The sequence below is a fragment of the Mucilaginibacter sp. KACC 22773 genome (genome assembly GCF_028736215.1).
Lineage (GTDB): Bacteria > Bacteroidota > Bacteroidia > Sphingobacteriales > Sphingobacteriaceae > Mucilaginibacter.
Genome location: NZ_CP117883.1, coordinates 401,261 through 424,495, shown reverse-complemented (window position 1 = coordinate 424,495; position 23,235 = coordinate 401,261). Strand labels below are relative to the sequence as shown.

The 23,235-nt window shown below is 43.1% G+C and carries 21 protein-coding genes; 4 read left to right on the top strand and 17 right to left on the bottom strand.

The window, feature by feature from the left end; all coding sequences use genetic code 11:
• Positions 1-2 precede the first annotated feature (2 nt).
• Positions 3-806, bottom strand: a complete 804-nt coding sequence (locus PQ469_RS01800) for a ParA family protein (protein ID WP_090641197.1) — start codon at positions 804-806, stop codon at positions 3-5.
• A 337-nt stretch (positions 807-1,143) separates the two neighbouring features.
• Here PQ469_RS01800 and PQ469_RS01795 point away from each other — a divergent pair, with 337 nt between their 5' ends.
• Positions 1,144-1,665 (top strand): NADPH-dependent FMN reductase, encoded by a 522-nt coding sequence (locus PQ469_RS01795; RefSeq protein ID WP_090641195.1) that lies wholly within the window; start codon positions 1,144-1,146, stop codon positions 1,663-1,665.
• A 128-nt stretch (positions 1,666-1,793) separates the two neighbouring features.
• On the opposite strand, the gene PQ469_RS01790 is transcribed toward PQ469_RS01795, so the two are convergent.
• The 11 genes from PQ469_RS01790 to PQ469_RS01740 form a co-directional block, all read right to left on the bottom strand.
• Positions 1,794-3,761 (bottom strand): T9SS type B sorting domain-containing protein, encoded by a 1,968-nt coding sequence (locus tag PQ469_RS01790; protein WP_274211455.1) that lies wholly within the window; start codon positions 3,759-3,761, stop codon positions 1,794-1,796.
• Positions 3,762-4,035: 274 nt separating this feature from the next.
• The gene (locus PQ469_RS01785) at positions 4,036-4,344 is read right to left on the bottom strand and encodes a GIY-YIG nuclease family protein (protein ID WP_274211454.1); all 309 of its coding nucleotides are present in this window, start codon (positions 4,342-4,344) and stop codon (positions 4,036-4,038) included.
• A 246-nt stretch (positions 4,345-4,590) separates the two neighbouring features.
• Positions 4,591-5,517 carry a hypothetical protein gene (locus PQ469_RS01780; RefSeq protein WP_337993751.1) on the bottom strand — a complete coding sequence of 309 codons (927 nt, stop codon included), beginning with the start codon at positions 5,515-5,517 and terminating at the stop codon, positions 4,591-4,593.
• Between the two features lie 235 nt (positions 5,518-5,752).
• The gene (locus PQ469_RS01775; protein ID WP_274211453.1) at positions 5,753-6,937 is read right to left on the bottom strand and encodes a M20 metallopeptidase family protein; all 1,185 of its coding nucleotides are present in this window, start codon (positions 6,935-6,937) and stop codon (positions 5,753-5,755) included.
• Positions 6,930-7,394: an SPOR domain-containing protein gene (locus PQ469_RS01770; protein ID WP_274211452.1), complete on the bottom strand. Its 465-nt coding sequence runs from the start codon at positions 7,392-7,394 to the stop codon at positions 6,930-6,932. Before PQ469_RS01770 ends, PQ469_RS01775 begins: the two co-directional genes overlap by 8 nt.
• Positions 7,395-7,606: 212 nt before the next feature.
• Complete coding sequence (gene secA / locus PQ469_RS01765) at positions 7,607-10,918, bottom strand: preprotein translocase subunit SecA (RefSeq protein ID WP_274211451.1); 3,312 nt, start codon at positions 10,916-10,918, stop codon at positions 7,607-7,609.
• A 303-nt stretch (positions 10,919-11,221) separates the two neighbouring features.
• Entirely contained in the window at positions 11,222-12,151 is a 930-nt protein-coding gene (locus PQ469_RS01760; protein ID WP_090641183.1) for a bifunctional riboflavin kinase/FAD synthetase, read from the bottom strand.
• 134 nt (positions 12,152-12,285) lie between these two features.
• Positions 12,286-12,987: a tRNA pseudouridine(55) synthase TruB gene (gene truB / locus PQ469_RS01755; protein ID WP_274211450.1), complete on the bottom strand. Its 702-nt coding sequence runs from the start codon at positions 12,985-12,987 to the stop codon at positions 12,286-12,288.
• Positions 12,988-13,480: 493 nt separating this feature from the next.
• Positions 13,481-14,284 carry an undecaprenyl-diphosphate phosphatase gene (locus PQ469_RS01750; RefSeq protein WP_274211449.1) on the bottom strand — a complete coding sequence of 268 codons (804 nt, stop codon included), beginning with the start codon at positions 14,282-14,284 and terminating at the stop codon, positions 13,481-13,483.
• A gap of 122 nt (positions 14,285-14,406) precedes the next feature.
• Entirely contained in the window at positions 14,407-14,694 is a 288-nt protein-coding gene (locus PQ469_RS01745) for a DUF3098 domain-containing protein (protein ID WP_090641179.1), read from the bottom strand.
• Positions 14,695-14,782: 88 nt separating this feature from the next.
• Positions 14,783-15,661 (bottom strand): cell division protein FtsX, encoded by an 879-nt coding sequence (locus PQ469_RS01740; RefSeq protein ID WP_090641177.1) that lies wholly within the window; start codon positions 15,659-15,661, stop codon positions 14,783-14,785.
• Positions 15,662-16,016: 355 nt separating this feature from the next.
• Between PQ469_RS01740 and PQ469_RS01735 the strand changes: the two genes are divergently transcribed.
• On the top strand, positions 16,017-16,220 hold the full coding sequence (locus PQ469_RS01735) for a hypothetical protein (RefSeq protein ID WP_274211448.1): 204 nt from the start codon (positions 16,017-16,019) through the stop codon (positions 16,218-16,220).
• 83 nt (positions 16,221-16,303) lie between these two features.
• Here PQ469_RS01735 and PQ469_RS01730 read toward each other — a convergent pair whose 3' ends face one another.
• The 5 genes from PQ469_RS01730 to PQ469_RS01710 all read right to left on the bottom strand — a co-directional run bounded on the left by PQ469_RS01730 (position 16,304) and on the right by PQ469_RS01710 (position 21,894).
• Positions 16,304-18,052, bottom strand: a complete 1,749-nt coding sequence (locus tag PQ469_RS01730; RefSeq protein WP_274213857.1) for an ABC transporter ATP-binding protein — start codon at positions 18,050-18,052, stop codon at positions 16,304-16,306.
• A gap of 208 nt (positions 18,053-18,260) precedes the next feature.
• The gene (locus PQ469_RS01725) at positions 18,261-18,986 is read right to left on the bottom strand and encodes a LytR/AlgR family response regulator transcription factor (protein WP_090641173.1); all 726 of its coding nucleotides are present in this window, start codon (positions 18,984-18,986) and stop codon (positions 18,261-18,263) included.
• Positions 18,987-19,025: 39 nt separating this feature from the next.
• A complete protein-coding gene (locus tag PQ469_RS01720; protein WP_274211447.1) occupies positions 19,026-19,337 on the bottom strand; it encodes a hypothetical protein in 312 nt (103 codons plus the stop codon).
• Between the two features lie 41 nt (positions 19,338-19,378).
• A complete protein-coding gene (locus PQ469_RS01715; protein WP_274211446.1) occupies positions 19,379-20,713 on the bottom strand; it encodes a 3-keto-disaccharide hydrolase in 1,335 nt (444 codons plus the stop codon).
• Between the two features lie 128 nt (positions 20,714-20,841).
• A complete protein-coding gene (locus PQ469_RS01710) occupies positions 20,842-21,894 on the bottom strand; it encodes a sensor histidine kinase (protein WP_274211445.1) in 1,053 nt (350 codons plus the stop codon).
• Between the two features lie 234 nt (positions 21,895-22,128).
• Between PQ469_RS01710 and PQ469_RS01705 the strand changes: the two genes are divergently transcribed.
• Together PQ469_RS01705 and PQ469_RS01700 are read left to right on the top strand one after the other, a co-directional pair.
• Positions 22,129-22,341 carry a hypothetical protein gene (locus tag PQ469_RS01705; protein WP_090641167.1) on the top strand — a complete coding sequence of 71 codons (213 nt, stop codon included), beginning with the start codon at positions 22,129-22,131 and terminating at the stop codon, positions 22,339-22,341.
• Positions 22,335-23,234, top strand: a complete 900-nt coding sequence (locus PQ469_RS01700; RefSeq protein ID WP_090641165.1) for an ABC transporter ATP-binding protein — start codon at positions 22,335-22,337, stop codon at positions 23,232-23,234. The genes PQ469_RS01705 and PQ469_RS01700 overlap by 7 nt, the downstream gene beginning before the upstream one ends.
• Position 23,235: the final 1 nt, after the last annotated feature.

Below are 23,235 nucleotides of genomic sequence, written 5' to 3'. Positions count from 1 at the left end.
ACTTATACTGTTGCTGTTACCGTTGTTGCTTCGGCCTTTACAAGGCCGTTTTTCTGGATAATTTCGCGGGCCAGGTTTAAATAATTGATGGCACCTTTACAGGTAGCATCGTGCATAATAACAGATACGCCAAAGCTTGGCGCTTCGCTTAAACGGGTGTTACGCTGTATAATGGTATCAAAAACCATATCCTCAAAATGCGTTTTCACCTCATCAACCACCTGGTTGCTCAGGCGCAGGCGCACATCGTACATGGTTAATAATATACCTTCAATTTCCAGCTGCGGGTTAAGGCGCGATTGCACAATTTTGATGGTATTTAACAATTTACCCAAACCCTCCAATGCAAAGTACTCGCACTGTACCGGTATAATTACCGAATCGGCAGCGGTTAACGCGTTGATGGTGATTAAACCCAACGAAGGCGAACAATCAATTATAATAAAATCGTATTCATCGCGCACGGCCTCAAATACCTGTTTCATTTTGTACTCGCGGCCACTCAGGTTAATCATCTCAATCTCGGCACCTACCAGGTCAATATGGGCAGGCAGCAAGTCAAGATTAGGTGTTTCCGTTTTCTGGATAGCCTCGTGCGGGTCAACCTGGTTAATAATGCACTCGTAAATACTGTTTTTTATGTTGCGTGGATCAAAACCGATACCCGAGGTAGAGTTTGCCTGCGGATCGGCATCAACCAATAATGTTTTAAAATCTAATACAGCCAAACTTGCAGCCAGATTTATAGATGATGTAGTTTTTCCTACGCCACCTTTCTGGTTGGCTAAAGCAATAATTTTACTCATTCTATAGTATAAAAAATTTTGATGTTACAATGATTTATATAAACGAAAAGTAGGGTCAGAAATTTCTACTTTCGTAAAGTTTTTATCTGGTGATAAAGATACGGAATTAAGCAATTAGGAAATCCACAGGTTTAGTCAATTTACAAACATATTCGTTTAATTAGCGAATTAGTGATTGAGTGAATTAGTGATTAGCTTGAAGGTTAATTAGTGAATTAGTGATTGAGCGAATTAGTGATTTTACTAAATGCTAATAATCAAAACTTTAACCGCTTTAACAATTGTTCTTATTCAAAATCACTAATTCACTAACTCACTAATTCACTAATTAAAAAGAATGATAACAATCATCGCATCAACCAACCGTCCCGGCAGTTCTACCTTAAAAATGGCCAAATATTATCAGCAAAAACTGCAGGAAAAGGGAGTTGAAGCGGGTTTACTTTCATTGTCCCAATTACCGCCAAATCTTATTGAAACCGATCTTTACGGTAAAAGAAGCCCTGAATTTGCCGAAATTCAGAAAATCATTACCCAAACCGATAAGTTTATATTTGTAATACCCGAATACAATGGCAGCTACCCCGGCGTACTAAAAGTTTTTATTGACGCCTGCGATTTTCCGGCGAGTTTTTATGATAAAAAGGCAGCGCTGGTTGGCGTGTCATCGGGCAAATACGGCAACATCCGGGGCATCGATCATTTTACCGGGGTTTGCCACTATGTACACCTGAATGTGATGGCTCTTAAACTCCACGTATCAGGCATCCACAAAGAGTTTGACGGAACCGGCCAGCTGTTAAACGCCGATACCATTAAGTTTACCAACGAGCAGATAGATAAGTTCATCTTGTTTTAGTTTTTATTGGTGATTCCACCGGTTAGGATCGATTTTACTGATTTTACATCGCTGGATGATCTCATAATAACCCATTCGGCGAAATCAGTAATCTGTGAAATCACATAAAATCAATATAATCTATAAAACTAATTTACAATCAACACCCATCCGGTTAACCTGGGCTGGCCGGTTTTAAGGTCGATGATGTAGTAGTAAGTACCGGGCGGTAATTTGGCGCCGTTGTAGGTGCCCTTCCAGGGTTTGGCGTAGCCAATGCTTTTAAATACCTGCTGCCCGTAACGGTTAAACACCGTTGTTATGCTTTCCGGGTATGTAAAAAGGCCCTCTATTTCCCAACTGTCATTAACGCCATCGGCGTTGGGCGAAAATGCGTTGGGGATGCCAATCTTATGATAAACTTTTACAAAAACGCTGCTGGTATCTTCGCCGCAATTATAGCTCGATTTTACATGCAGGGTATATTTTATATCATCGGCAGGGTTGGCAACGGGGTTTAACACATTGGCATCGCTAAGGCCGGTGGTGGGTGTCCAGCTGAAAACATCGGCACTCTGCGCCGACGCTACCAGGGTAATTGGCCTGTCCTGGAACATGCTCTGTTTAGTTTGCGTAGTGGCAACCGGCGGCGGCAATACATTAACAGTTAGCATTGCTGTATCGGTACAACCGATATTGTTGGTGGCTATTACCTTGTATATCGTAGTATCTGCCGGCGAAGCTACGGGGTTAGCTATAGTGCTATCGGACAAACCTTTGCCAGGCATCCATTTGTAGCTAATGGCACCCGGGGCGCTCGCGCTTAAATTAGTGGCAGCTCCTTTACAAATGGTAACCGTTGGGCCACTCAAGGTGATAACCGCCCTGGGGATAACCGTAACCGTTGTCGACTTAGAAATGGAGCAGCCGGCGGCGGATGTTACTATAACGTTATAAGTACCGGCATCGGCAGGCTTTATGTTTGTAAGTACCAATGGGTTTTGATTTTTATTAGCCGCAGTAATTCCGGGGCCAGTCCAGTCAACAGTTGCCCCGCCAAATACATTTAAAGTAACGGTTTTGCCCTCGCATTCCTGAACGGGCGGCACATCGGGCACAACGGGGTATGGGTTTACGCCGACACTCAACGGCTCCGAATACACCCGGCAGGTAGCCGAGTTAATGTTTGCGCCCCCCGCCGCGGCAAGCCTGTATTGGTACACACCGGGCGTGTTGCTGCCCACTGTAAAAGTATAGGTATCCGTAGTTTCCCCGGCAATATCAAGCCAGCCATTGCCATCGTTTTTGTTTACCTGCCATTGCATTTTAGGGTTGGCGTACCCGGCCCCTATCTTCGATTTAAGCGTATAAACCTTACTTTCGCCCACACATTGATTTTGCGGCTGATTGGCGTCGACAGTAGAAAATCCGGTTTGCACCACTGGTCCGCATGCCCTAAAGTTAATATCGTCAAGCAACAGGTCGTTGCCGTTGCCGCCGGGCGCCTGGTTGGTCATTTTTAAAACCACCTGGCTGGTATTTGGCGGGGTTGTAAAAAAGAAACTCTTGCGTATCCAGTCATCGCCACTATTTGATTCCAGGATATCGCCGGTAACCAAAGAATCCAGCACAAGGCCGTCAACAGTTTCGATAGTGAATTTAATATTTGGCCGGATGCCTGACGAACCCGCCCTGATCAGGTTTAAAATATATGCCGAAAATTCATACGTAGTATTTTCGCATAACACCGCGGGTGTAGTCTTTGTAAAAAATATACTTGGCGTATACGATGCATTAATCATCATCATATAGCCGTTTGCATCACCGGTATGGTCATGAAACACGTCCTGCCAGGTTGCGGGATGGCAATTGCCTGTTGCCCCACCGTATATATTGGTAGCATTTACAATGGTGTAGGAACCGTCATTGGGGCAATAACTGGTAAACGCCATGTTGCTTATGCCCGCCGGCAGCGGATTACCCGGATTTGAGCCCGATCCAAAGGTTTCGGTAATCACCGGATCGCCCAAACTACCTACACAATTTACCGACTGGCCACGCGCCAGCGTAAAATCAAGAATAGCAGTAAAAAGCAAAATTAATTTAAGGATACGCAATCGCTTCAATTGGTTTAACTTAAAAAGTTATCCATCAAAAATATATCTTTTTATTGAGGCGATGTGTATAAATAACACCCTATATTGAAATACTTACAATGCAGATGGTTATCTAAATAAATGAATATTAAAAAAATTAACTGCAAAGAGAACCAGCAAGAACATCCCGTCTGAAAAAGGATAATGACATTTCAAAATATGTCATTGCGAGCGTAGCGTGGCAATCGCGAACTGCGCATCACCAGCATGCCCCGACATACTTTTTTTTCCGAAATCAACATGACACATAGTCGTACCACCCATTGCTCAAATCATCCCACGATAGATTGTCTTCGATAATTAAATCGATCATTTTCTGCCGGGATCCGGCTTTCAATTGCTTTTCTCTTGCGATAGCGTCCTGTATCCATTGAAATTCTTCGTAATACACCAATTTATTACAGTTATACGTAGCCGAAAAGCCTTTAAATAACTTTTGCTTGTGCTGGTACACACGGCCAACCAGGTCATTGGTAACGCCAACATATAAAACCGTATTTAATTTATTTGTTAAAATGTAAACATAGTATTGGTGTATTTTCATGTGATAAGGCACTGTTTTTGAGTAAGGCAAAATACACAAAAAAGGACTTAGATGTTAGTAATTATTCGTGCTTACAGGGGCTTTTTGTTCCACAAATATCATCCTGCCAGAATAGTTCGCGATTGCCGCGCTGCGCTCGCAATGACATAATTGAGTTATTTGATTTTGCTCCACAAATATAATCCAGCATTCATAGTTTGCGATTGCCGCGCTGCGCTCGCAATGACATAATTTTGAAAGACGCCCCTACTCCCTCTTATAATCCTTGTGCACAATCAGAAAGCTGGCGCGCTCTTCTTTGTGGAAGGGGATATCCCAATTGCCCTGGTAGGTTATTTTAATGGGCAGCAACTGGCCGTTGAAGTTATTGAGTTCGATATTCATCTGCACATTAAAATCGACGAACAGGTTACTGAATTTAAGGTCGATGTAACGGCCCAGGATCTCGAAGGTGCGCTCGTCAAAAATGGTGGTCATTTCCTTAATCATCGTATCACCGTCGGATGTACTCGGTTTGCACCTTACCTTAAAACGATATACAGGAATGCTATCCAGGTATTTGCCGCGGGCAAATTCATAGTAATAAAACTGCTGCATATCCTTGCTGAATATCTCGGTTTTATCGCCAATAAAAGGGATTCCCCGCACCCGCCGACCAGGCGTAAATACCAGTGTTTTTAATTTGGCTTTGTAACCTTCGTTTTTCCCTTCTATCGGGACGCCATCGCCCTGTATAAAATCGGAGTTATAGGCGTTCATAAAAATATAGTCGAACATCTCTACGGTGTACAGCTGGTACTTGCCGTTTTTTTTGTACACTGTGCCGCTATCCTGTTTAACCAAATATTCAATTTTATGCCCACCTACCACATTGCTGTGCTTTAGCTTACGGTAAACCTTGCCATCAACTTTGTTTTTTTTATCGTAGGTATAAATTCGGTTTTCGGCGGTAAAGGCATATTTTTTCATATTTTGAAAAGCCTTATAAAAACTGGTATCGGCCATTACTGCATCGATAAAGTCCTGAGCGCGCAGCTTGTGCGAACGAATATCAACTGCTGAATCGATAACAATGGTGCGGATGGTATCGGGGTTAAAGCGCTGTATTTGCTGAGAGAAGGCAAAACTACCGATAATAGTAAACGCTACAAGTAATAATAATTTCTTCATCATGTTAATATTGACGGTTGCAGGCAGCGATTATTACATAATGTGACTCCCGCCATGTCATTGCGAGGAACGAAGCAATCGCGAACTATGCAGGACGGACCTGCACAGTTCGCGATTGCCACGCTGCGCTCGCAATGACATAATTGTTGTGATGCTCTAAAGCCAGCACATCATTCTTGTTGTTTCAGGGTTATCCTGATGGATGCGCACAATGACATAGTTTACAAACGCGTTTTTACTAATTCCCTAACTGCTTAATAGCCAAATAAGCCATCAGTCCGGTGCTTATTTTAAATGCATCTTCTTCCACATCAAACGTAGGGGTATGTACTGATGAGGTGATACCGCGGGCTTCGTTGCGGGTACCTAAACGGTAAAAACAGCTATTGGCAGCCTGCGAGTAGTAGGCAAAATCTTCAGCTGCCATCCAGATATCCAGGTCCAATACGTTTTCTTTGCCCAGGTAATCTTCGGCGTGGCCGCGGGTGGCGTGGGTTAGCACTTCTTCGTTGATCAGGAAAGGATAACCACGCATGATATTAAAATCGCAGCTGCCGCCCATACTTTCGGCAATGCCTTCGGCCATTTTTTTCATGCGTTTGTGGGCTTCGGCGCGCCAGTTCTCGTCCATAGTACGGAAGGTACCTTCCAGGTAAACTTCGTTCGGGATCACGTTGGTGGCGCCATTGGCTATTACTTTGCCAAATGACAATACCGATGGGCTCTTAGGATCTGCAAAGCGGCTTACAACCGTTTGTAAGGCTGTTAATATATGTGCGGTGATAATTACGGGGTCGATATTTTGTTGCGGCTGGGCGCCGTGGCCGCCTTTACCTTTTACTGTAACGTACAGCTCATCGGTTGAGGCCATGTATTTACCAGCACGGAAACCTACTTTACCTGCCTCAATCAATGGCATTACATGCTGGCCCAAAACGGCCTGTGGTTTTGGATTTTCAAGCACGCCCTCTTTAATCATCAGGCTTGCGCCGCCGGGCAGCTTTTCTTCTGCCGGTTGAAAAATCAGTTTTACCGTACCACCAAACTGGCTTTTCAGCTCTGTTAAAATACGGGCTGTGCCCAATAACGACGAGGTATGCGCATCATGGCCGCAGGCATGCATTACGCCCACATTTTGCGATTTATAAGGAACATCATTAGCCTCCGTAATAGGCAAAGCATCCATATCGGCGCGCAAGGCTACCACATTATCTGACGGCAAATCTCCTTTGATAAGGGCTACCAGGCCGGTATCGGCCATTTTTTCGTAGGTTAAGCCCAGTTCTTCCAGTTTACCGGCCACAAAAGCAGATGTTTTTTGCTCGTGGAACGATAGTTCGGGATTGGTGTGCAGGTGGCGGCGATTGGCTACCACATCATCAAATATTTTTTGGGATAGCTCCTGTATTTTTTCTTTAATCATTGTCAGTGTCGGCTTTGGGCAGGTTTATTTTTTCGGATATGATGAACAGGCTCGGAAACGAAGGCCGCAATTCCTGTATAAGTTTCTGAGCTTCTAACCGCGTTCTGAAATCGCCTGCACGTACTTTAAAATTAGGTTCGCTGTATAATATGTAGGTACGCAATTCCGGATAGTCGCGTTGCAAACGGGCCTGCGCATTATAGGCATCCTTGCGGTTCGATCCGCTGAAAAACTGCACCCGGTAGCCATAAGATGACGTTACCGCCGGCGCTACACCGGTTTCTTTGTTCAGCGTAAAACGCTTGGCAATAAGGGTATCAACAAGTGGGTCTTTAACTACCTCTACCCTGCCGCGGGTTTGGGCAAAGCCTTGGGCAGATACGAGTATTAGCATAAAAAAAAAGCAATACCTAATCAAGCTGTGTTTGGCCTTATGATCAAGTATCGCTTTTTTCATGGTTATTAATCTAAAAAAAACTGTCATTCTGAACGTAGTGAAGAATCTATTCTACGTCATGCATAGTACACTTGCAAAGTTCGCGAATAGATGCTTCGTACCTCAGCATGACAGCCTTTATATTCGAATGTCATTTTCCCTTCAAAATTAGTGGATTTCACCACCCCCGATGACGGGCTTTCTTTCCTCCTCCCTCAGGGAGGCCGGGCTTCTTAATTCTGCCCTACACCGTGGCAGTTTTTATATTTTTTACCGCTTCCGCAAGGGCAAGGGTCGTTACGGCCAATTTTTTGCTCAACCCTTACAGGGGTAGCTTTTTGAATTTCCTGCGGAAAATCGTCCATCGGCACACCGTTGCTTTCGCTTACCATTTCGGCTTTGGTGGTTTTTAGCTTACGCAGATCCAGTTTTGGTTCTGGTTTGGCTTCCCTTACTTCTTCGGCCTGCTGCTGAACCGGGATACCGCCGCGGAACAGGAAGCTTACAATCTCTTTATTCACATTGGCCAACATGCCGCGGAACAAATTAAAAGCCTCAAATTTGTAAACCAACAGTGGATCTTTTTGCTCATAAACCGCGTTTTGAACAGATTGTTTCAATTCGTCCATTTCGCGCAAATGCTCTTTCCAGGCATCATCTATCAGGTACAGGGTAACGTTTTTCTCGAATGATTTAAACACCTCGTGACCATGGTTCTCCACCGCTTTTTTCAACGGAACAGAAACCTGTATGCCATGGATGCCATCGCTAAACGGAACCACAATATTTTCTACATACTGGCCTCGGGTATCGTAAACATCTTTTAATACGGGGTAAGCCTGGGCAGATACAGCATCGCCTTTACGTTTGTAAAAGTCCATCACCGTTTGGAATACGTGATCAACCAGGGCATTAATTGAATTTACAGCGAATTTATCGGCATCAACTTCCACATCAACCGAGAACAGGCGGATCATTTCTAAATTAAATCCTTCGTAATTGTTAGCCTCTTTATATTCCGTAGTGATATCCTCAACCACGTCAAAAATGGTATTGCTCAAATCAACATCCAAACGTTCGCCAAACAGCGCGTTACGGCGTTTGGTGTAAACAACGGTACGTTGCGAGTTCATCACATCATCATACTCCAGCAAACGCTTACGGATACCAAAGTTGTTTTCTTCTACCTTTTTCTGTGCACGTTCAATTGATTTGGAGATCATGGAGTGCTGGATAACTTCGCCCTCTTCGATGCCCATACGCACCATCAGGTTCGAGATCCTTTCCGATCCGAATAAACGCATCAGGTTATCTTCCAGCGATACAAAGAACTGTGAAGAACCCGGATCGCCCTGGCGACCGGAACGACCGCGCAACTGCCTGTCAACCCGGCGCGACTCGTGGCGCTCGGTACCTACAATGGCCAAACCGCCTGCTGCCTGTACACCTGCACCCAGTTTAATATCTGTACCACGGCCAGCCATGTTGGTAGCAATGGTAACTGTGCCTGCCTGCCCGGCTTCGGCCACAATATCGGCCTCTTTCTGGTGCATTTTGGCATTCAGTACGTTATGTTTAATACCGCGCAGCTTAAGCATACGGCTTAATAACTCCGAGATCTCTACCGATGTTGTACCAACCAGTACCGGCCTGCCGGCCTGCGTTAGTTTTACAATTTCATCGGCTACGGCATTATATTTTTCGCGGATGGTACGGTATACCAAATCCTGCCTGTCTTCGCGGCTTGCAGGGGTGTTTGTTGGTATTTCTACCACATCCAGCTTGTATATTTCCCAAAACTCACCTGCTTCGGTAACGGCAGTACCCGTCATACCGCAAAGCTTGTGGTACATTCTGAAATAGTTTTGCAGGGTTACGGTAGCAAAAGTTTGGGTAGCATCCTCAACCTTAACATTTTCTTTAGCTTCAATTGCCTGGTGTAAACCATCAGAGTAACGGCGGCCATCCAATACACGGCCTGTTTGCTCATCTACAATTTTCACTTTGCCTTCGTCCAAAATGTATTCGGTATCCTTTTCAAATAAGGTATATGCTTTCAGCAATTGGTTAACAGAGTGAATACGCTCAGATTTGATCGAGAAATCGCGCATCAGCTCGTCCTTGCGGGCAATCTTTTCTTCGGTACTCAGGTTTGATTTTTCAATCTCGGCAATTTCGGTGCCTACATCAGGCATTACAAAAAAGTGAGGATCTTCGCCCGATGAGGTAATCAGTTCGATACCTTTTTCGGCCAGCTCAACCTGGTTGTTTTTTTCGTCGATAACAAAATAAAGCTCCGAATCTACCTTAGGCATATTCTTGCTTTGATCCTGCATGTAATAATTTTCAACCTTTTGCAGGGTGCTCCTGTTAGCGCCTTCGCTCAGGAATTTAATTAACGCTTTGCTTTTGGGCAAACCCCTGAAAGCACGCAATAAAGCCAATCCACCTTTTTCCGGATCGGTGTCACCATCGTTAATGGCTTTTTTAGCCTCGTTCAATACCGTATTCACATACGCTTTTTGGGCGTTAACCAAACGCTCGATGCGTGGTTTCAACTCGTAAAACTCGTGCTCGTCGCCACGTGGGATAGGTCCAGATATAATTAAAGGTGTCCGGGCGTCATCAATTAAAACCGAATCCACCTCATCCACCATGGCGTAATGCAATTTGCGCTGAACCAGCTCTTCAGGACTACGTGTCATATTGTCACGCAGGTAGTCGAAACCAAACTCGTTATTTGTGCCAAAAGTTATATCGGCCAGGTAAGCGGCGCGGCGTTCCTCGCTGTTGGGCTCGTGTTTATCAATACAATCAACCGATAAACCATGAAATTCGTATAAAGGGCCCATCCACTCGCTATCGCGGCGTGCCAGGTAGTCGTTAACCGTTACAATGTGTACACCCTGGCCGGCAAGCGCGTTAAGGTATGCAGGCAGTGTAGCAACCAGTGTTTTACCTTCACCCGTAGCCATTTCAGATATTTTACCCTGGTGCAATACTATACCGCCTATAAGCTGTACATCGTAATGAACCATGTTCCAGGTAACCTCGTTACCGGCAGCAAGCCAGGTGTTTGCGTGAAAAGCTTTGTCGCCTTTAATCGTTACATTGCTTTTGCGGGCAGCCAGCTGGCGGTCAAAATCGGTTGCGGTAACTTCTATAAATTTATTTGCAGCAAGGCGGCTGGCGGTTTCTTTAACCACGGCAAACGCCTCGGGCAATATATTGATCAATATATCCTCAAGCTCTTTATTACGGTCTTTCTCCAGCTTATCCAGCTGAGTGTATAACTCAACCTTTTCGGATACATCCATATCCAGTTCGTTTTCGGTACGATCTTTTATGGCTTGTATCTCGCTGTCGATGCCCGATAGGCCTTCGGCAATTGTTTGTTTAAAACCTATTGTTTTAGCTCTAAGCTCATCATTGCTGATGTTACCGAGTTTTGCATATTCAGCCTTAATTTTTTCGACTATAGGCTTAATACTTTTTACATCCCGCTCTGATTTGCTTCCAAAAAGCTTACTTATAAAATCTAACATATTATTTTTATATGATGCAACAAACTCAATAATTACGCCACAGCGACAATTAAAGTCATATTGACAGGCAAAGGTACAGTTTTAGTTTTTAGTTTTTAGGGATTTATGAGGGATTTGATGTGTGGGGTGAGGTTTGATGCGCGGGTATTTTGCCGGATTTGTTTGTCCGAATCAGAATTTACAGAATTATAAAAGACTTACTGCTGTGCTCTCAGTTTAAAGACATTCTGAGAATTCTAAAATTCTGTAAACCGCGTAGCGCTCTTGAGCACCCACAAATAATCAAACGCGAGAAATTCTGATTCAGACAGCCAGCAACCTCAGTACATCCACCTTATCCTGCGCCAGTTGCGCCTTCAGCTCATCAAGGCCGGCAAACTTTACATCGCCGCGCACGTAGTGGTGAAATTCCATTTTGATGGTTTGGTTGTAAATCTCCCGGTCAAAGTCAAAAATATTTACTTCGATGTTGCGGGTGAGGCCGTTTACGGTTGGGCGGCTGCCGATGTAGGCCATACCCTTGTAGCTTTCGCCGGCAATTATTACCGTTACCGCAAAAATGCCATCAGCCGGTATAAGCTTGTATTTTTCCTCTACCACGATATTGGCTGTAGGGTAGCCTATCTGCCTTCCAATCTGGTCGCCCCGCACTACCTTGCCGGTTATAAAAAAAGGGTAGCCAAGAAAGGCATTTGCTAAATCGATCTTATCGTTTAACAATGCCGCGCGGATGCGGGTTGAACTTATGGCAACTTCATCAATATCCTGCTCGGGAATTTCCACTACATCAAAACCATAAACTGGGCCAAGTTTCAACAGGTCTTCCAGGCCGCCCTGGCGGTCTTTGCCAAACCGATGATCGTACCCTATCACAATTTTTTTGGTGCCAATTTTATTCACCAGCACATCGCGTATATAGTCTTCGGCGGTTTGATTGCTAAAATCGCGCGAAAATGGGGTGATGATCAAATGATCGACGCCAAGCTGCTCCATCAATTGAGCCTTTTCGGTAATGGTGGTTATCAGCTTAATACTTTCATCCTCGGGATGCAGTATCATCCGCGGATGCGGAAAAAAGGTAAGGATAACGGTTTCACCGCCGGTTTGCTGCGCCAGCTCTTTAATACCCGCAATAATTTTACGGTGGCCAATATGCACACCATCAAATGTGCCAATGGTGACAACCGCGTTGTTTATCGCCGTAAATTCGTCAATATTGTTGTATATCCTCATTTGATGAGTAAAAACGCAAATTTAGTTTTTTAGTTTAAGTTCGGATGTTAAGTCCGTAGTCTCAAGTAGTCAGTCTTAAGTCAAAAGTCGCGCGAAATCACTTCCATTCCAATGACAAACTTAATACTAACGACTTAGGGCTTAAGACTTTTAATAGTATTAAACAACTCCATCACCTCCCAGGCATCCTCTACCTTATAGCTGCCGCTGCGGGTACGCCTTAATTCAGACAGGTATGCCCCGTTATTTAAAGCAGCGCCAAAATCATGTACCAAACTACGTATGTAAGTGCCCTTACTGCATACCACCCTGAAATCAACTTCGGGCAATTCAACGCGTGTAAGTTCAAATTCGCTTATGGTAACGCTCCGCAGGCGCCGTTCCACTTCTTCGCCGCGGCGGGCTTTTTCGTACAAACGCTCGCCGTCTATTTTAATTGCAGAGTGCGCAGGCGGGTATTGCTGTATATCGCCGGTAAACTGTGCGCAGTTACTACGCAGCTGTTGTTCGGTAAGTTGGCTGGTATCAAACTTATTGTCGGGTTCGGTTTCCATATCATACGATGGCGTGGTTGCGCCAAGTACCATGGTACCGGTGTACTCTTTTTCTTCGGCCTGGAAGGTATCAATCTGCTTGGTCATTTTACCGGTGCAGATGATGAGCAATCCGGTAGCCAGCGGATCGAGCGTGCCAGCATGGCCAACCTTCAATTTTAAAGGCTTAAAAGAATTGCGGATTTTGCCCACCACATCAAAGCTTGTCCATTGATACGGTTTGTTCACCAGCAACAGCTGGCCATCGGCAAATTCCTGGATGTTTTGGTAAGTACTTTTCAAGTAATGTTGTTAAAGCGGCAAAGGTATGGAAAAGCCACCTCTAAATTGCATAGCAATCATGAGTACAATAAAAATCAAATCCCGAATACCCCTCCGGGGTTGCCAGGGCAAACGCATCTAAATAGTTGACGGCGATTAGCTGTTGTTTAATAATAGCTGATGTGATAATCTTATAGCGTCGGGAAGATATAAGTATCAAACAACACCTTATTTTTGTTGGCTGATCGTGGTTAATGCTCCAGGTACCAAACAGACCTGCATTGGCCTGCAGCAGGTACAAATATTTGGATGCGCCTAAATTGCCCTATCAGTTTAGCGTTAACCATGTTAAAATACAAAACATTGTCTATCAAATATTTACAAAAAATATATCTGAAATATGTTAAGTTGTGTTAACCCAATTAGACGCGTTAGCCTGCCCCGGTTGGGGAGAATTCAAATAATCTTCAATTTGCTTTTGAAGCCCTCCCTTCCGGGGAGGGTTTGGGTGGGGCTACAATACCTGTAGTTGGTGACCGCTTAATATCAAAACGATAATAAAAGCGCCAACTATAATACGGTACCAGCCAAAAAGCCTAAAGCCTTTGCGCTCCAGAAAAGTAATGAATGATTTAATAGCCAGCATAGCCACAATAAAAGCTATAACATTGCCAACGACTAAAAATTTAATCTGCTCACCGGTAAATAGCGGTCCCGTAGCATGGGCTTTATGAAAATCCCAGATTTCTTTCAGCGTAGCACCAAACATGGTAGGCACTGCTAAAAAGAACGAAAACTCGGCAGCGGCGGTGCGGGTAAGCTTTTGGCTCATACCACCAACTATGGTTGCAGCCGAACGGGAAACGCCGGGGATAACAGCCAAACACTGAAAAATACCAACTTTAAGCGCGGTTGCGTAGCTTATTTGAGCTTCTTCTTTAACGGCCGGCTTATTAAACCATTTATCAACAAATAACAATACTACACCGCCTATTAGTAATGAACAAGCCACTACAAGGGGGCTCTCTAATAAAATATCAATTTTCTTTTTGAATAATACGCCAACTATAACAGCCGGTATAACGCCTACTACCAGTTTAAAATAAAAATCAAACGACTTGAAAAAACGCTTAAAGTATAAAATTACAACTGATAGAATGGCACCTAACTGAATGGCAACTTCAAACAGCTTTACAAAGTCGTCAGTACCGATTCCCATAAACGCCGAGGCAATAACCATATGCCCGGTTGACGATACCGGCAAAAACTCGGTAATGCCTTCGATAATTGCAAGCACGATAACGTGGATCAGATTCATTGTGATTTTTTGGGGTTGGGATAGATATTATGATGTATTGGAAAGATAATGAATCCGGTTGATTTGGCAAACAAAGCTGAAACGGTTAACCCAACCAGCCATTCACCTAATCAACCAATCAGCTACTTGCTAACTTCAGGCTTCTTTAAAATAGCGTAAAAACCTAAAGCAAAGCCAGCCAGTACTACAATAGGGGCTATAACAATTTTGGTATTGCTATAAATATCGGTAGTACCAGACATCAGCACAAAACCAAAGGCTACTATTAATACGCTGATGATTAAAAACTTGTAGTTGCTTTTATCAAAAATAAACTCTACAGGCTCATTACTGATAGTTTTTGCCGCTTTTGGCGCCGATGCAGTTGCCGATGTTTTTAAAGGCGTTGTTGGTTTAAATTTTTGTGCCATGTTTTTTTAATTAGTGATTTAGTGAGTTGGTGAATTAGTGATTACCAACCTGCAAATCAATTTTTGACTTTTTAATTTTGACTTTAGCTTACCTATATAGGTCGTATATTTTTAAACGTAAAAACTTGTTAACAGCCAGGAATGTGCTAAAGGCAGATATAAATATGCCTAACCCTACCACGCCTAAAAATACCATTCCAAATTCCGAATAGCTTTGCAGGAAAACCAGGTCGGGCACTTGTTGATAAGCCAGGTATAGTGCACCAATTAACAGGATTATAGCAATTAAGCCCCCTAAAAGCCCGTGCCAGATGCCATATAGTAAAAATGGCTTACGGATAAAGCCCTTAGTTGCACCAACAAGCTGCATAGATTTAATTAAAAACCGTTGCGAATAAATGGCAAGCCGGATAGTATTATTAATTAAAGCTACTGATAACACTACGAAAATGCCTGCGAAGGCTAAAATGATGAGACTGATAGATTTCACATTCTCGTTCATTTTATCAACCAGCGATTGCTGGTATTTAACTTCCTTAACCAATGGGTTTTTCAGCAGGTCGGCTTTAAACTTTTCGATATCCTTGTTATTGGCAAAATCGGCCTTCATATAAATATCCAGCGATTGTGATAAGGGGTTATATCCAAGGAATTTCACAAAATCTTCGCCTAAGTCTTTTTGCAGGTTACGGGCAGCCAGTTCTTTACTTACATATTGGGTTTGCTTCACCATAGGGTTGGCATCCAGTTGTTTTTGCAACTGCAGTACGTCAGTTTCGTGTGCGGCGTCGTCAACAAAAATATTCAATACAATATTTTCCTTAACGTATCGCGAAATATTATTGGCATCTATTAGCAGTAATCCTAACAAACCCACCATTAACAACACCATGGCAATACCAAATACGGTTGAAATGTATATGGTTTTTACCTTTTTTGACGATGAGCTTGCTTCAAATTCTTCCATATTTGTTTAGATATGAGAAGTGAGATTTGAAATTTGAGATAAAAACAATCGCATTCGGCAGCTTGTCTCACATCTCATATCTCATATCTCACATCTATAATGTGCGAAATTAAGAAACACGGGTTAAAGGTAAAAGTTTATTGTTTATAAAAATGGTTTAATAACGTAATAGTGTGCGGGTTTTAACATTTATTAACGAATTGTCTGAACCGGAATTCATCGAATTAAAAAATTAACAGAATTTAATTGCAGGTTTTACTCTACCCGCGTTTAATCAAATTCGAATAATTCGCTTAATTCTAAAAATTCCGGTTCAGACAATAAACAAATGCCATTACCACCCTGTTATACCTTCATGACAAAGCCAGCAAACGATAAACACAAACAATCGCCATCGGATACACCAACCACCAGGCCAAACGATAACGGCGGCAAAAGCAAGGTAAAACCCCAAGACAAGCAGTATCATTCCGACGAGCCACATGGCGGCAACATTGCCAAAAAACACGAACGGGAAGAACAACCGGTACATTCGGTAAAGGCGGCACCTAAAAATTAACGGGGTTTTACGTGGTACGTTTTAAGTTATACGTTTAGTTAGAACAGTTAAAAACATATAACATCGCACGTAAAACGTACAACCTATCTTGCTATCCCGGCCGAGTTAAACTGCAAATCGTAAAGTTTACGGTAGTGCCCGTGCTCAATTTTAAGGAGTTCCTGGTGGGTGCCCATTTCCATAATCTCGCCGTGGTCAAGTACGATAATCCTGTCGGCATTTTGAATGGTGGAAAGGCGGTGGGCGATAACTATCGCCGTACGGCCCTGCATCAGTTTATTGATCGCATTTTGGATCAGTATCTCGGTTTCGGTATCTACCGACGAGGTAGCCTCATCTAAAACCAAAATGGCCGGATTGTATACCAGCGCGCGGATAAAAGATATCAATTGCGATTGTCCCACCGAAAGGGTCGATCCGCGTTCCATTACATTATAATCATAGCCGCCGGGCAAGCGTTCAATAAACTCGTGGGCACCAACATCTTTTGCTGCCGCGACGATCTGCTCGCGGGTGATTAATTGATTATTAAGGCTGATATTGTTGGCAATGGTATCAGTAAACAGGAACACATCCTGTATAACCGTTGCTATTTGCGACCGGAGGAACTCAACCTCATAGTTGCGAATGTCATGACCATCAACTTTGGCGCTGCCTTTTCCTATCTCGTAAAAACGGTTAAGGATATTGATGGTAGATGATTTGCCCGCTCCGGTAGCACCTACCAGGGCCAGTGTTTCGCCGGGTTTTACGTGGAAGCTGATGTTTTTTAGCACCCAATTTTCGTCGTTATAGGCAAACCACACTTTGTCAAATTCTATTTCGCCCTGCAGTCTGCCGGTTTTTAGGGTGCCGTTGTCAATAGCAACCTCGTCGGTATCCAGTACTTTAAAAATCCTGTCGGCGCCTACCATACCCATTTGCAGGGTATTAAATTTATCGGCCAACTGGCGGATGGGCCTAAAAAGCATATTAAGCAGCACAATAAAGCCGGTTATCAATCCAGGGGTAATCCCTTTTTTTGATGCAGATAAGCTGGCCAGCTGCCCATCGGTAAGCATCCGTTTACAACCATACCAAACCAGGAGGCCTATGCAAATGGCAAACAAAATCTCGACCACCGGGAAAAATATAGAATAATACCAGTTACTGCGGATGTTGGCATCACGGTACTTTACGTTAACCGCTTTAAACTTACGCATCTCCTGGTCCTCCCGTGCAAAAAGCTGGATAACGCTTATACCCGAGATATGCTCGGCCAAAAAAGTATTCAACTGGGCCACCTGGGTACGCACTTCCTGGAACGATGATTTGATGGCCTCCTTAAAAACGTACGTTGATGCAAACAGGAAAGGCATAGGGATAAGAGTAATTAATGCCAGCTTCCAGTCCTGCCAAAGCATCAGGCCGATAACGGCAAACACCAGCAGCATATCGCCCATGATGCTGATGAGTCCTTCAGAAAATATATCGGCAATGGTTTCCAGGTCGGATACCGTCCGCGTGATAAGCATGCCAATTGGTGTCCTGTCAAAATACTTTAGCCTTAAACTGGTGATATGGTTAAAAATGTCAATCCTCAAATCGCGAATAACGGATTGACCCAATGTATTGGTTAAATAAGTTTGATAATACTGGGCCACAGTTTGAATAATCAGTTGCGCCACCATCAGGCCAACCATAAAAACCAGCCCATCGTAATCGTCATTCAGTATATTTACATCCAGCGTACGTTGAATCAGGATAGGTTGCAGTAATGCGCCAACCGCCAAAAACACCGTTAAAAAAACGGCAATCACAAATGTGGTATTGTAGGGCTTTACATAGCGCATAACCCGTTTTAACAATTTCCAATCAAGCGCTTTACCGGTAACGGAGGAGCCTCCCCCGCCCCCTGAAGGGGATGCTTTTTGATTAGCTGCATCACCTGCTTTTTTTTCGGTATCTTGTTTATTTGTACTCACCTATTTCAAAATTAATGTAATTACAAATTATAGAATTTTCTTGCAAGCCACAATTGTCTTAATTGGGTTGGGAATACTAAACGTTTTTATCATCAATTATCTTGAAAAACTCATCGCGGTAGGTGTCGCCAACGGGGATAATTTTTTCGCCTATCTGGATGCGGCTTCGCTCGATGCTGTCAATTTTGTTAAGTGCTACGATGTATGATTTATGCACCCGTACAAAATGTCTTTCGGGCAGGGCATCTTCCATTTTTTTCATACCTTGCAGGGTAATAATCCGTTCTGCAGAGGTAAATATGGAGATGTAATCTTTCAATCCCTCAATAAACAAAATATCGTGCAGGTAAACCTTCTGAATCTTATGTTCGGTTTTTACGAAGATAAAATCCGTCGAAAAATCGTCCTGCTGAGCAGGTTCGGCCTGTATTACAGTTTTGGTTACGGGCTGTATAATGCTTTGGGCTTTTTGTACTGACTTAAAAAACCTATCGAAAGCGATGGGTTTCAATAAATAGTCAACCACATCCAGCTCATAGCCCTCTAAAGCGTATTGCGGGTAAGCGGTGGTAAGTATCACTTTGGCTTTACCGTTGGCTATCTTTAAAAACTGGATGCCGGTAAGTTCGGGCATTTGTACATCTAAAAATACCAGGTCCACATTGCCTGCCTGTACCAGGGTAAGGGCTTCAATCGGGTTGGTTGTGGCTTTCACCAATTGCAAAAAAGGCATTTTAGATATATAATCTTCCAAAATGTGCAGCGCTAAAGGCTCATCATCAACTACCAGGCATCTGATCATGTTGTAAAAATAAGAGTTAAATGGTTTATTAAATAAATTTTATACTAATGATTGTCCACAACGCATTGTTCCAATTTTGTTAAACTCAATTACTTGTTTAAACGCTGTGTCCCATATTGTAAAATTGTGGACACATAGCAGGCTTAAAATATCTTCTTCAACAGTATACTTTGTTGCTGGCCTCGATCCAATGCGCGTAGTGACGATATAAAGTGTTTCTTCACTGAACTGAACGTTAATAGCGTCAGTAACAAGCTTCCTATTTATATTGTCGATATCTCCCAAATGAAGCCATTCACTACCTGCTGTATATTTAGTCCAGATAATTTTGTTTTTTTTGGAATCAGCCACGGTGTATATTAAGTGAGGATCAGTGATGCTTTTCACATTCATCATAGCGGCGTTAACTCTACCGATTTATAAAATATCTCGGCCCCTTCTGATTGTAATAGTATCCTGCCTTCGGTTACCGAACCCGTCCCCCAGTTTACCAGGTGCCCATTTACATAATGCTCAATTTGGTTGCCGTTGCAAATAATCTCCAGCGTATTCCATTCGCCGCGTGGCTTTTCAAAATTTTCTGTGCGGAAAATGTGCTTTTGGTCCCAGGCTACTTCCCATTTATTTGGCGAATCAACGTTGGTGTGCTTAACGCACCAAAAGTCGCCGCAATCTTGTTCCTGTATCTGAAATTCTATTGACTTTGGCCAAACAGTATCTTTTTCCACCAACCCAAAATGATAAAGTATACCGGCATCCCGCTTACTGGTTTGGCGCGGAAAATATTGTTTGGTGCCCCATTTGAATACTACTTTAAGGTAATAATTGGAGTACGATTTGAGGGTGCTCATATAGCCAAAATATTTACCCATTACATGCACCGCACCATTTTCCACTACGAAATTGTTATGGATATCGTTGTTTTTGCCCAGCGTATCTAAAAAAGCATACCAGCCGGTTTTGTCCTTGCCGTTAAAAAGTTTTTGAACGTTGATCTCCCTGATCCAGATGTTGCGGAACGATACGGGGAATTCATGCTCCTGCAGCAATAACGGCTGTGCAAAATTGTGCTTGGTGTATTTAGGCTGGCCAACATGGGCTACTGTGCCTTTTATAGCCACATGGTTTTGTACCAGCACGCCGTTGTGTAAAACCGTAATGTAAGCCGGTGCTTTAAGCGAACTATCTAAATTAAAACGCGGCGCGGTATAAATGATATCATACCTTTGCCATTCACCGGGTTTAAGCGAAGCATTTACCAAAGGCACGTGTTGTTTGTAAACAGAGCCAGCCTGCCCGTTGGAGTAGGTGCGATTTTTATAACTATCCAGTATTTGTAGCTCGTAACGGCTTTGCATTATTACGCCGCTGTTGCCGCGCTCCTGGCCTTCGCCTTTTACAATGGCCGGTGTGCGCCATTCAATATGCAGCTGGCAATCGGCGAAGTTTTTTTTGGTGATGATGGAGCCGCTGCCGGGTTTCACGGTAAGGATACCGTTTTTAATTGTCCAGCCGGGGGGCATTCCTTTTTGATCTATCCATTCGTCCAGGTTTTTTCCATCAAACAAAATAATGGCATCTGACGGCGCTTTATTGCCAACGCCCGGATGCACTATGGCTGGTTCCGGATCCCAAACTTCGGTAAGTTTTGGATCATTTTGTGCCGAGGCGCTGTACCTGCATACGGCTAACAACAGCATTAATAAAATGGTTTTTAACTGGTTCATGGTTTGGGTAATGTTTATGTTTATCCAATTTTCCTGTCATCCTGAGGTACGAAGGATCTATCAGCTTTGCATGACCGATAGAAAAGTTGGCAAGCAGATGCTTCGTACTCAGCATGACAGAGGAACTTTCACAAGATTATTGATAATTCACAAGTATAGGTATCTTCAGTATCCCTGATATTTAAAGTATACTTACCGGGATATAAAAGATTAAGACGCCTTTGTACATTAGTTAGCCCTATGCCGCCAATAGCATCGCGGTTATGGGTATGTTTTTTATTTTGAATGTAAAAGTGCAGTTGGCATTCGTCAACATTAATGAGCAATTTAATAGGCGTCATCACATCATTGGCCACACCGTGCTTAAAAGCGTTTTCAATAAAGGCTATTAATAATAAAGGTACAATTTGCTGGTTGGTTACGTCGCCCATTACCTTAAAATCAATAAATGCCTTATTACCGAAGCGGATTTTTTGCAAATCGATGTAGTTGTGCAGGTATTGCAACTCCTTGCTTAAATCAACCCGGTTGTCATTGCACTCGTAAAGCATGTAGCGCATAATTTCGGATAGCTTCAGGATAGCTTCGGGCGTGGTATCTGACTTTTGATAGGCCAGCGAGTAAATACTGTTTAAGGAATTGAATAAAAAATGCGGGTTTATCTGCGATTTTAAAAAAGCAAGCTCGGCGCTTAATCGCTGGTTTTCAAGATCATGCTGAATGCGTTCGTTCAGGAACCAATCGGTAGTGAATTTAAGCACCGTACTTAAAAAAATAAAAATCAGGCTGGTAAAAACGGTGTTGAAAAAGTAAGCGGCAAAGCTTATTTGCTGCCCCTTGTTGTGTATCAGTATCACATCTTTAAACAACAGGCCTACCCCATATTTAACAACACCGAAAACTATAATGGTTATCAGAGCTACACAGGCATAAGCCCAATACCTTTTTTTATCCAGGAAGCGGGGAATGTATACCAGGAAATTAATGTAAAACAACCCGATATTGATGATAGGGAACACCAGAAATATAATAACCAATTGCCTTGGTGTTATATGGTCATTCATCCGGGCCAGGAAAATGAACAGCGAGATCATCCCAAGCCAAAAAAGTAAATGCCAGAAAATATGCCAGGCCGTTTTTAAACCGCGTGTTTGATTATCAGGTGAAATAGTGTTCTGCATGTGCCGTTTTATCCCTTAATAAAAAGGTTTAATGTGATGTAATTTAGTATTTTGATTGTTATACGGGCGTTTATTTATATATAGTAATTCAATTTGTCGATGAACTGGCTTTTATAATCGATAAACTGGTTAAAATGTTTAAAAAGGCGTTCATCTATAAACTCCGTGTGTTGGTCTAATACTTTTTAGCAGGTGGTAAAATAAGTATTTCTTTGTTCTATCAAATCACTCGCAATGAAAACGCTTATCAAAAATTCTAACCCTTTTATCATGTTGTTGATACCGGTAATGTTCGCCCTTATTTTAGGTGTAAGCTACCAGTTTGAACAAAAAAAGGAATCAGCAGTAATGGGGACATCAGCTGTACACGCTACCTCGTTGTTTTATAAGGGCATTACCCTTGTTAAAACTGTTTGCTCAGTTGCCAAAAGCAACAATGTATGGTAATTAGTACCGAAGGGTTATCCTTCAACTTCGGTAACCAGCAGGTAGTTAAATCACTTGCGCTACAGGTACCCGAAGGAAGCATATATGGTTTTCTTGGCCCAAACGGTGCCGGGAAAACCACTACTATCAAACTCCTGTTAAACCTGCTCAAAATCCAAAGCGGCAGCATCCAAATATTTGAACAGGACATTCAACATCACCGCGCTCAAATTTTATCGCAAATAGGCTCGCTTATTGAGCAGCCTGCCATATACCAACACCTTACCGGGAAAGAGAATTTATTAAACAGGGCCTTGTTATTACAGGTGCCTGTTAAACGCGTTGACGAAATGCTGGCTCTTGTGCAGCTTACCAATGCGGCCCACAAAAAAGCCGGACAATACTCCCTGGGTATGAAACAGCGCCTGGGCATTGCCCTTGCCCTGCTTGCCGATCCCAAACTTTTAATCCTTGACGAACCCACAAACGGCCTTGATCCTAACGGTATAATAGAAGTGCGCGAGTTACTCATTAAACTGGTTGGTCAGTATAAAAAAACGGTATTTATATCAAGCCACCTACTGGCCGAGGTTGAACGCATGGCCACCCACGTAGGTATTATTAACCATGGCGAGCTGCTGTTTCAGGGCAGCATCGGCGAGTTGCAGGCCTTGAGCCAGCCGCTTGTATGCATCGAGACAGATAACACAGTTGATGCCGCTAACCTGCTTACCCGTAACGGTTATACCGTTACCGATGTTACCGATACTTACCTGTATGTTCCGTACGCGAGCAAGCAAAAAACGGCGGGAATAAATGCACTGTTGCACAATAACGGCCATGCCATATTTAGTATAGGTAAACAGCAAAAAGATTTGGAACGCCTGTTTTTAGATATCACCCAAAAAGCCTGAA

Bases quoted from the DNA above. Each gene is read 5' to 3' on its own strand.
- PQ469_RS01800 (WP_090641197.1), bottom strand. From the start codon at position 806: ATGAGTAAAATTATTGCTTTAGCCAACCAGAAAGGTGGCGTAGGAAAA.
- PQ469_RS01795 (WP_090641195.1), top strand. From the start codon at position 1,144: ATGATAACAATCATCGCATCAACCAACCGTCCCGGCAGTTCTACCTTA.
- PQ469_RS01785 (WP_274211454.1), bottom strand. From the start codon at position 4,344: ATGAAAATACACCAATACTATGTTTACATTTTAACAAATAAATTAAAT.
- PQ469_RS01780 (WP_337993751.1), bottom strand. From the start codon at position 5,517: ATGATGAAGAAATTATTATTACTTGTAGCGTTTACTATTATCGGTAGT.
- PQ469_RS01775 (WP_274211453.1), bottom strand. From the start codon at position 6,937: ATGATTAAAGAAAAAATACAGGAGCTATCCCAAAAAATATTTGATGAT.
- PQ469_RS01770 (WP_274211452.1), bottom strand. From the start codon at position 7,394: ATGAAAAAAGCGATACTTGATCATAAGGCCAAACACAGCTTGATTAGG.
- secA (WP_274211451.1), bottom strand. From the start codon at position 10,918: ATGTTAGATTTTATAAGTAAGCTTTTTGGAAGCAAATCAGAGCGGGAT.
- PQ469_RS01760 (WP_090641183.1), bottom strand. From the start codon at position 12,151: ATGAGGATATACAACAATATTGACGAATTTACGGCGATAAACAACGCG.
- PQ469_RS01750 (WP_274211449.1), bottom strand. From the start codon at position 14,284: ATGAATCTGATCCACGTTATCGTGCTTGCAATTATCGAAGGCATTACC.
- PQ469_RS01745 (WP_090641179.1), bottom strand. From the start codon at position 14,694: ATGGCACAAAAATTTAAACCAACAACGCCTTTAAAAACATCGGCAACT.
- PQ469_RS01740 (WP_090641177.1), bottom strand. From the start codon at position 15,661: ATGGAAGAATTTGAAGCAAGCTCATCGTCAAAAAAGGTAAAAACCATA.
- PQ469_RS01735 (WP_274211448.1), top strand. From the start codon at position 16,017: ATGACAAAGCCAGCAAACGATAAACACAAACAATCGCCATCGGATACA.
- PQ469_RS01730 (WP_274213857.1), bottom strand. From the start codon at position 18,052: ATGCGCTATGTAAAGCCCTACAATACCACATTTGTGATTGCCGTTTTT.
- PQ469_RS01725 (WP_090641173.1), bottom strand. From the start codon at position 18,986: ATGATCAGATGCCTGGTAGTTGATGATGAGCCTTTAGCGCTGCACATT.
- PQ469_RS01715 (WP_274211446.1), bottom strand. From the start codon at position 20,713: ATGAACCAGTTAAAAACCATTTTATTAATGCTGTTGTTAGCCGTATGC.
- PQ469_RS01710 (WP_274211445.1), bottom strand. From the start codon at position 21,894: ATGCAGAACACTATTTCACCTGATAATCAAACACGCGGTTTAAAAACG.
- PQ469_RS01705 (WP_090641167.1), top strand. From the start codon at position 22,129: ATGAAAACGCTTATCAAAAATTCTAACCCTTTTATCATGTTGTTGATA.
- PQ469_RS01700 (WP_090641165.1), top strand. From the start codon at position 22,335: ATGGTAATTAGTACCGAAGGGTTATCCTTCAACTTCGGTAACCAGCAG.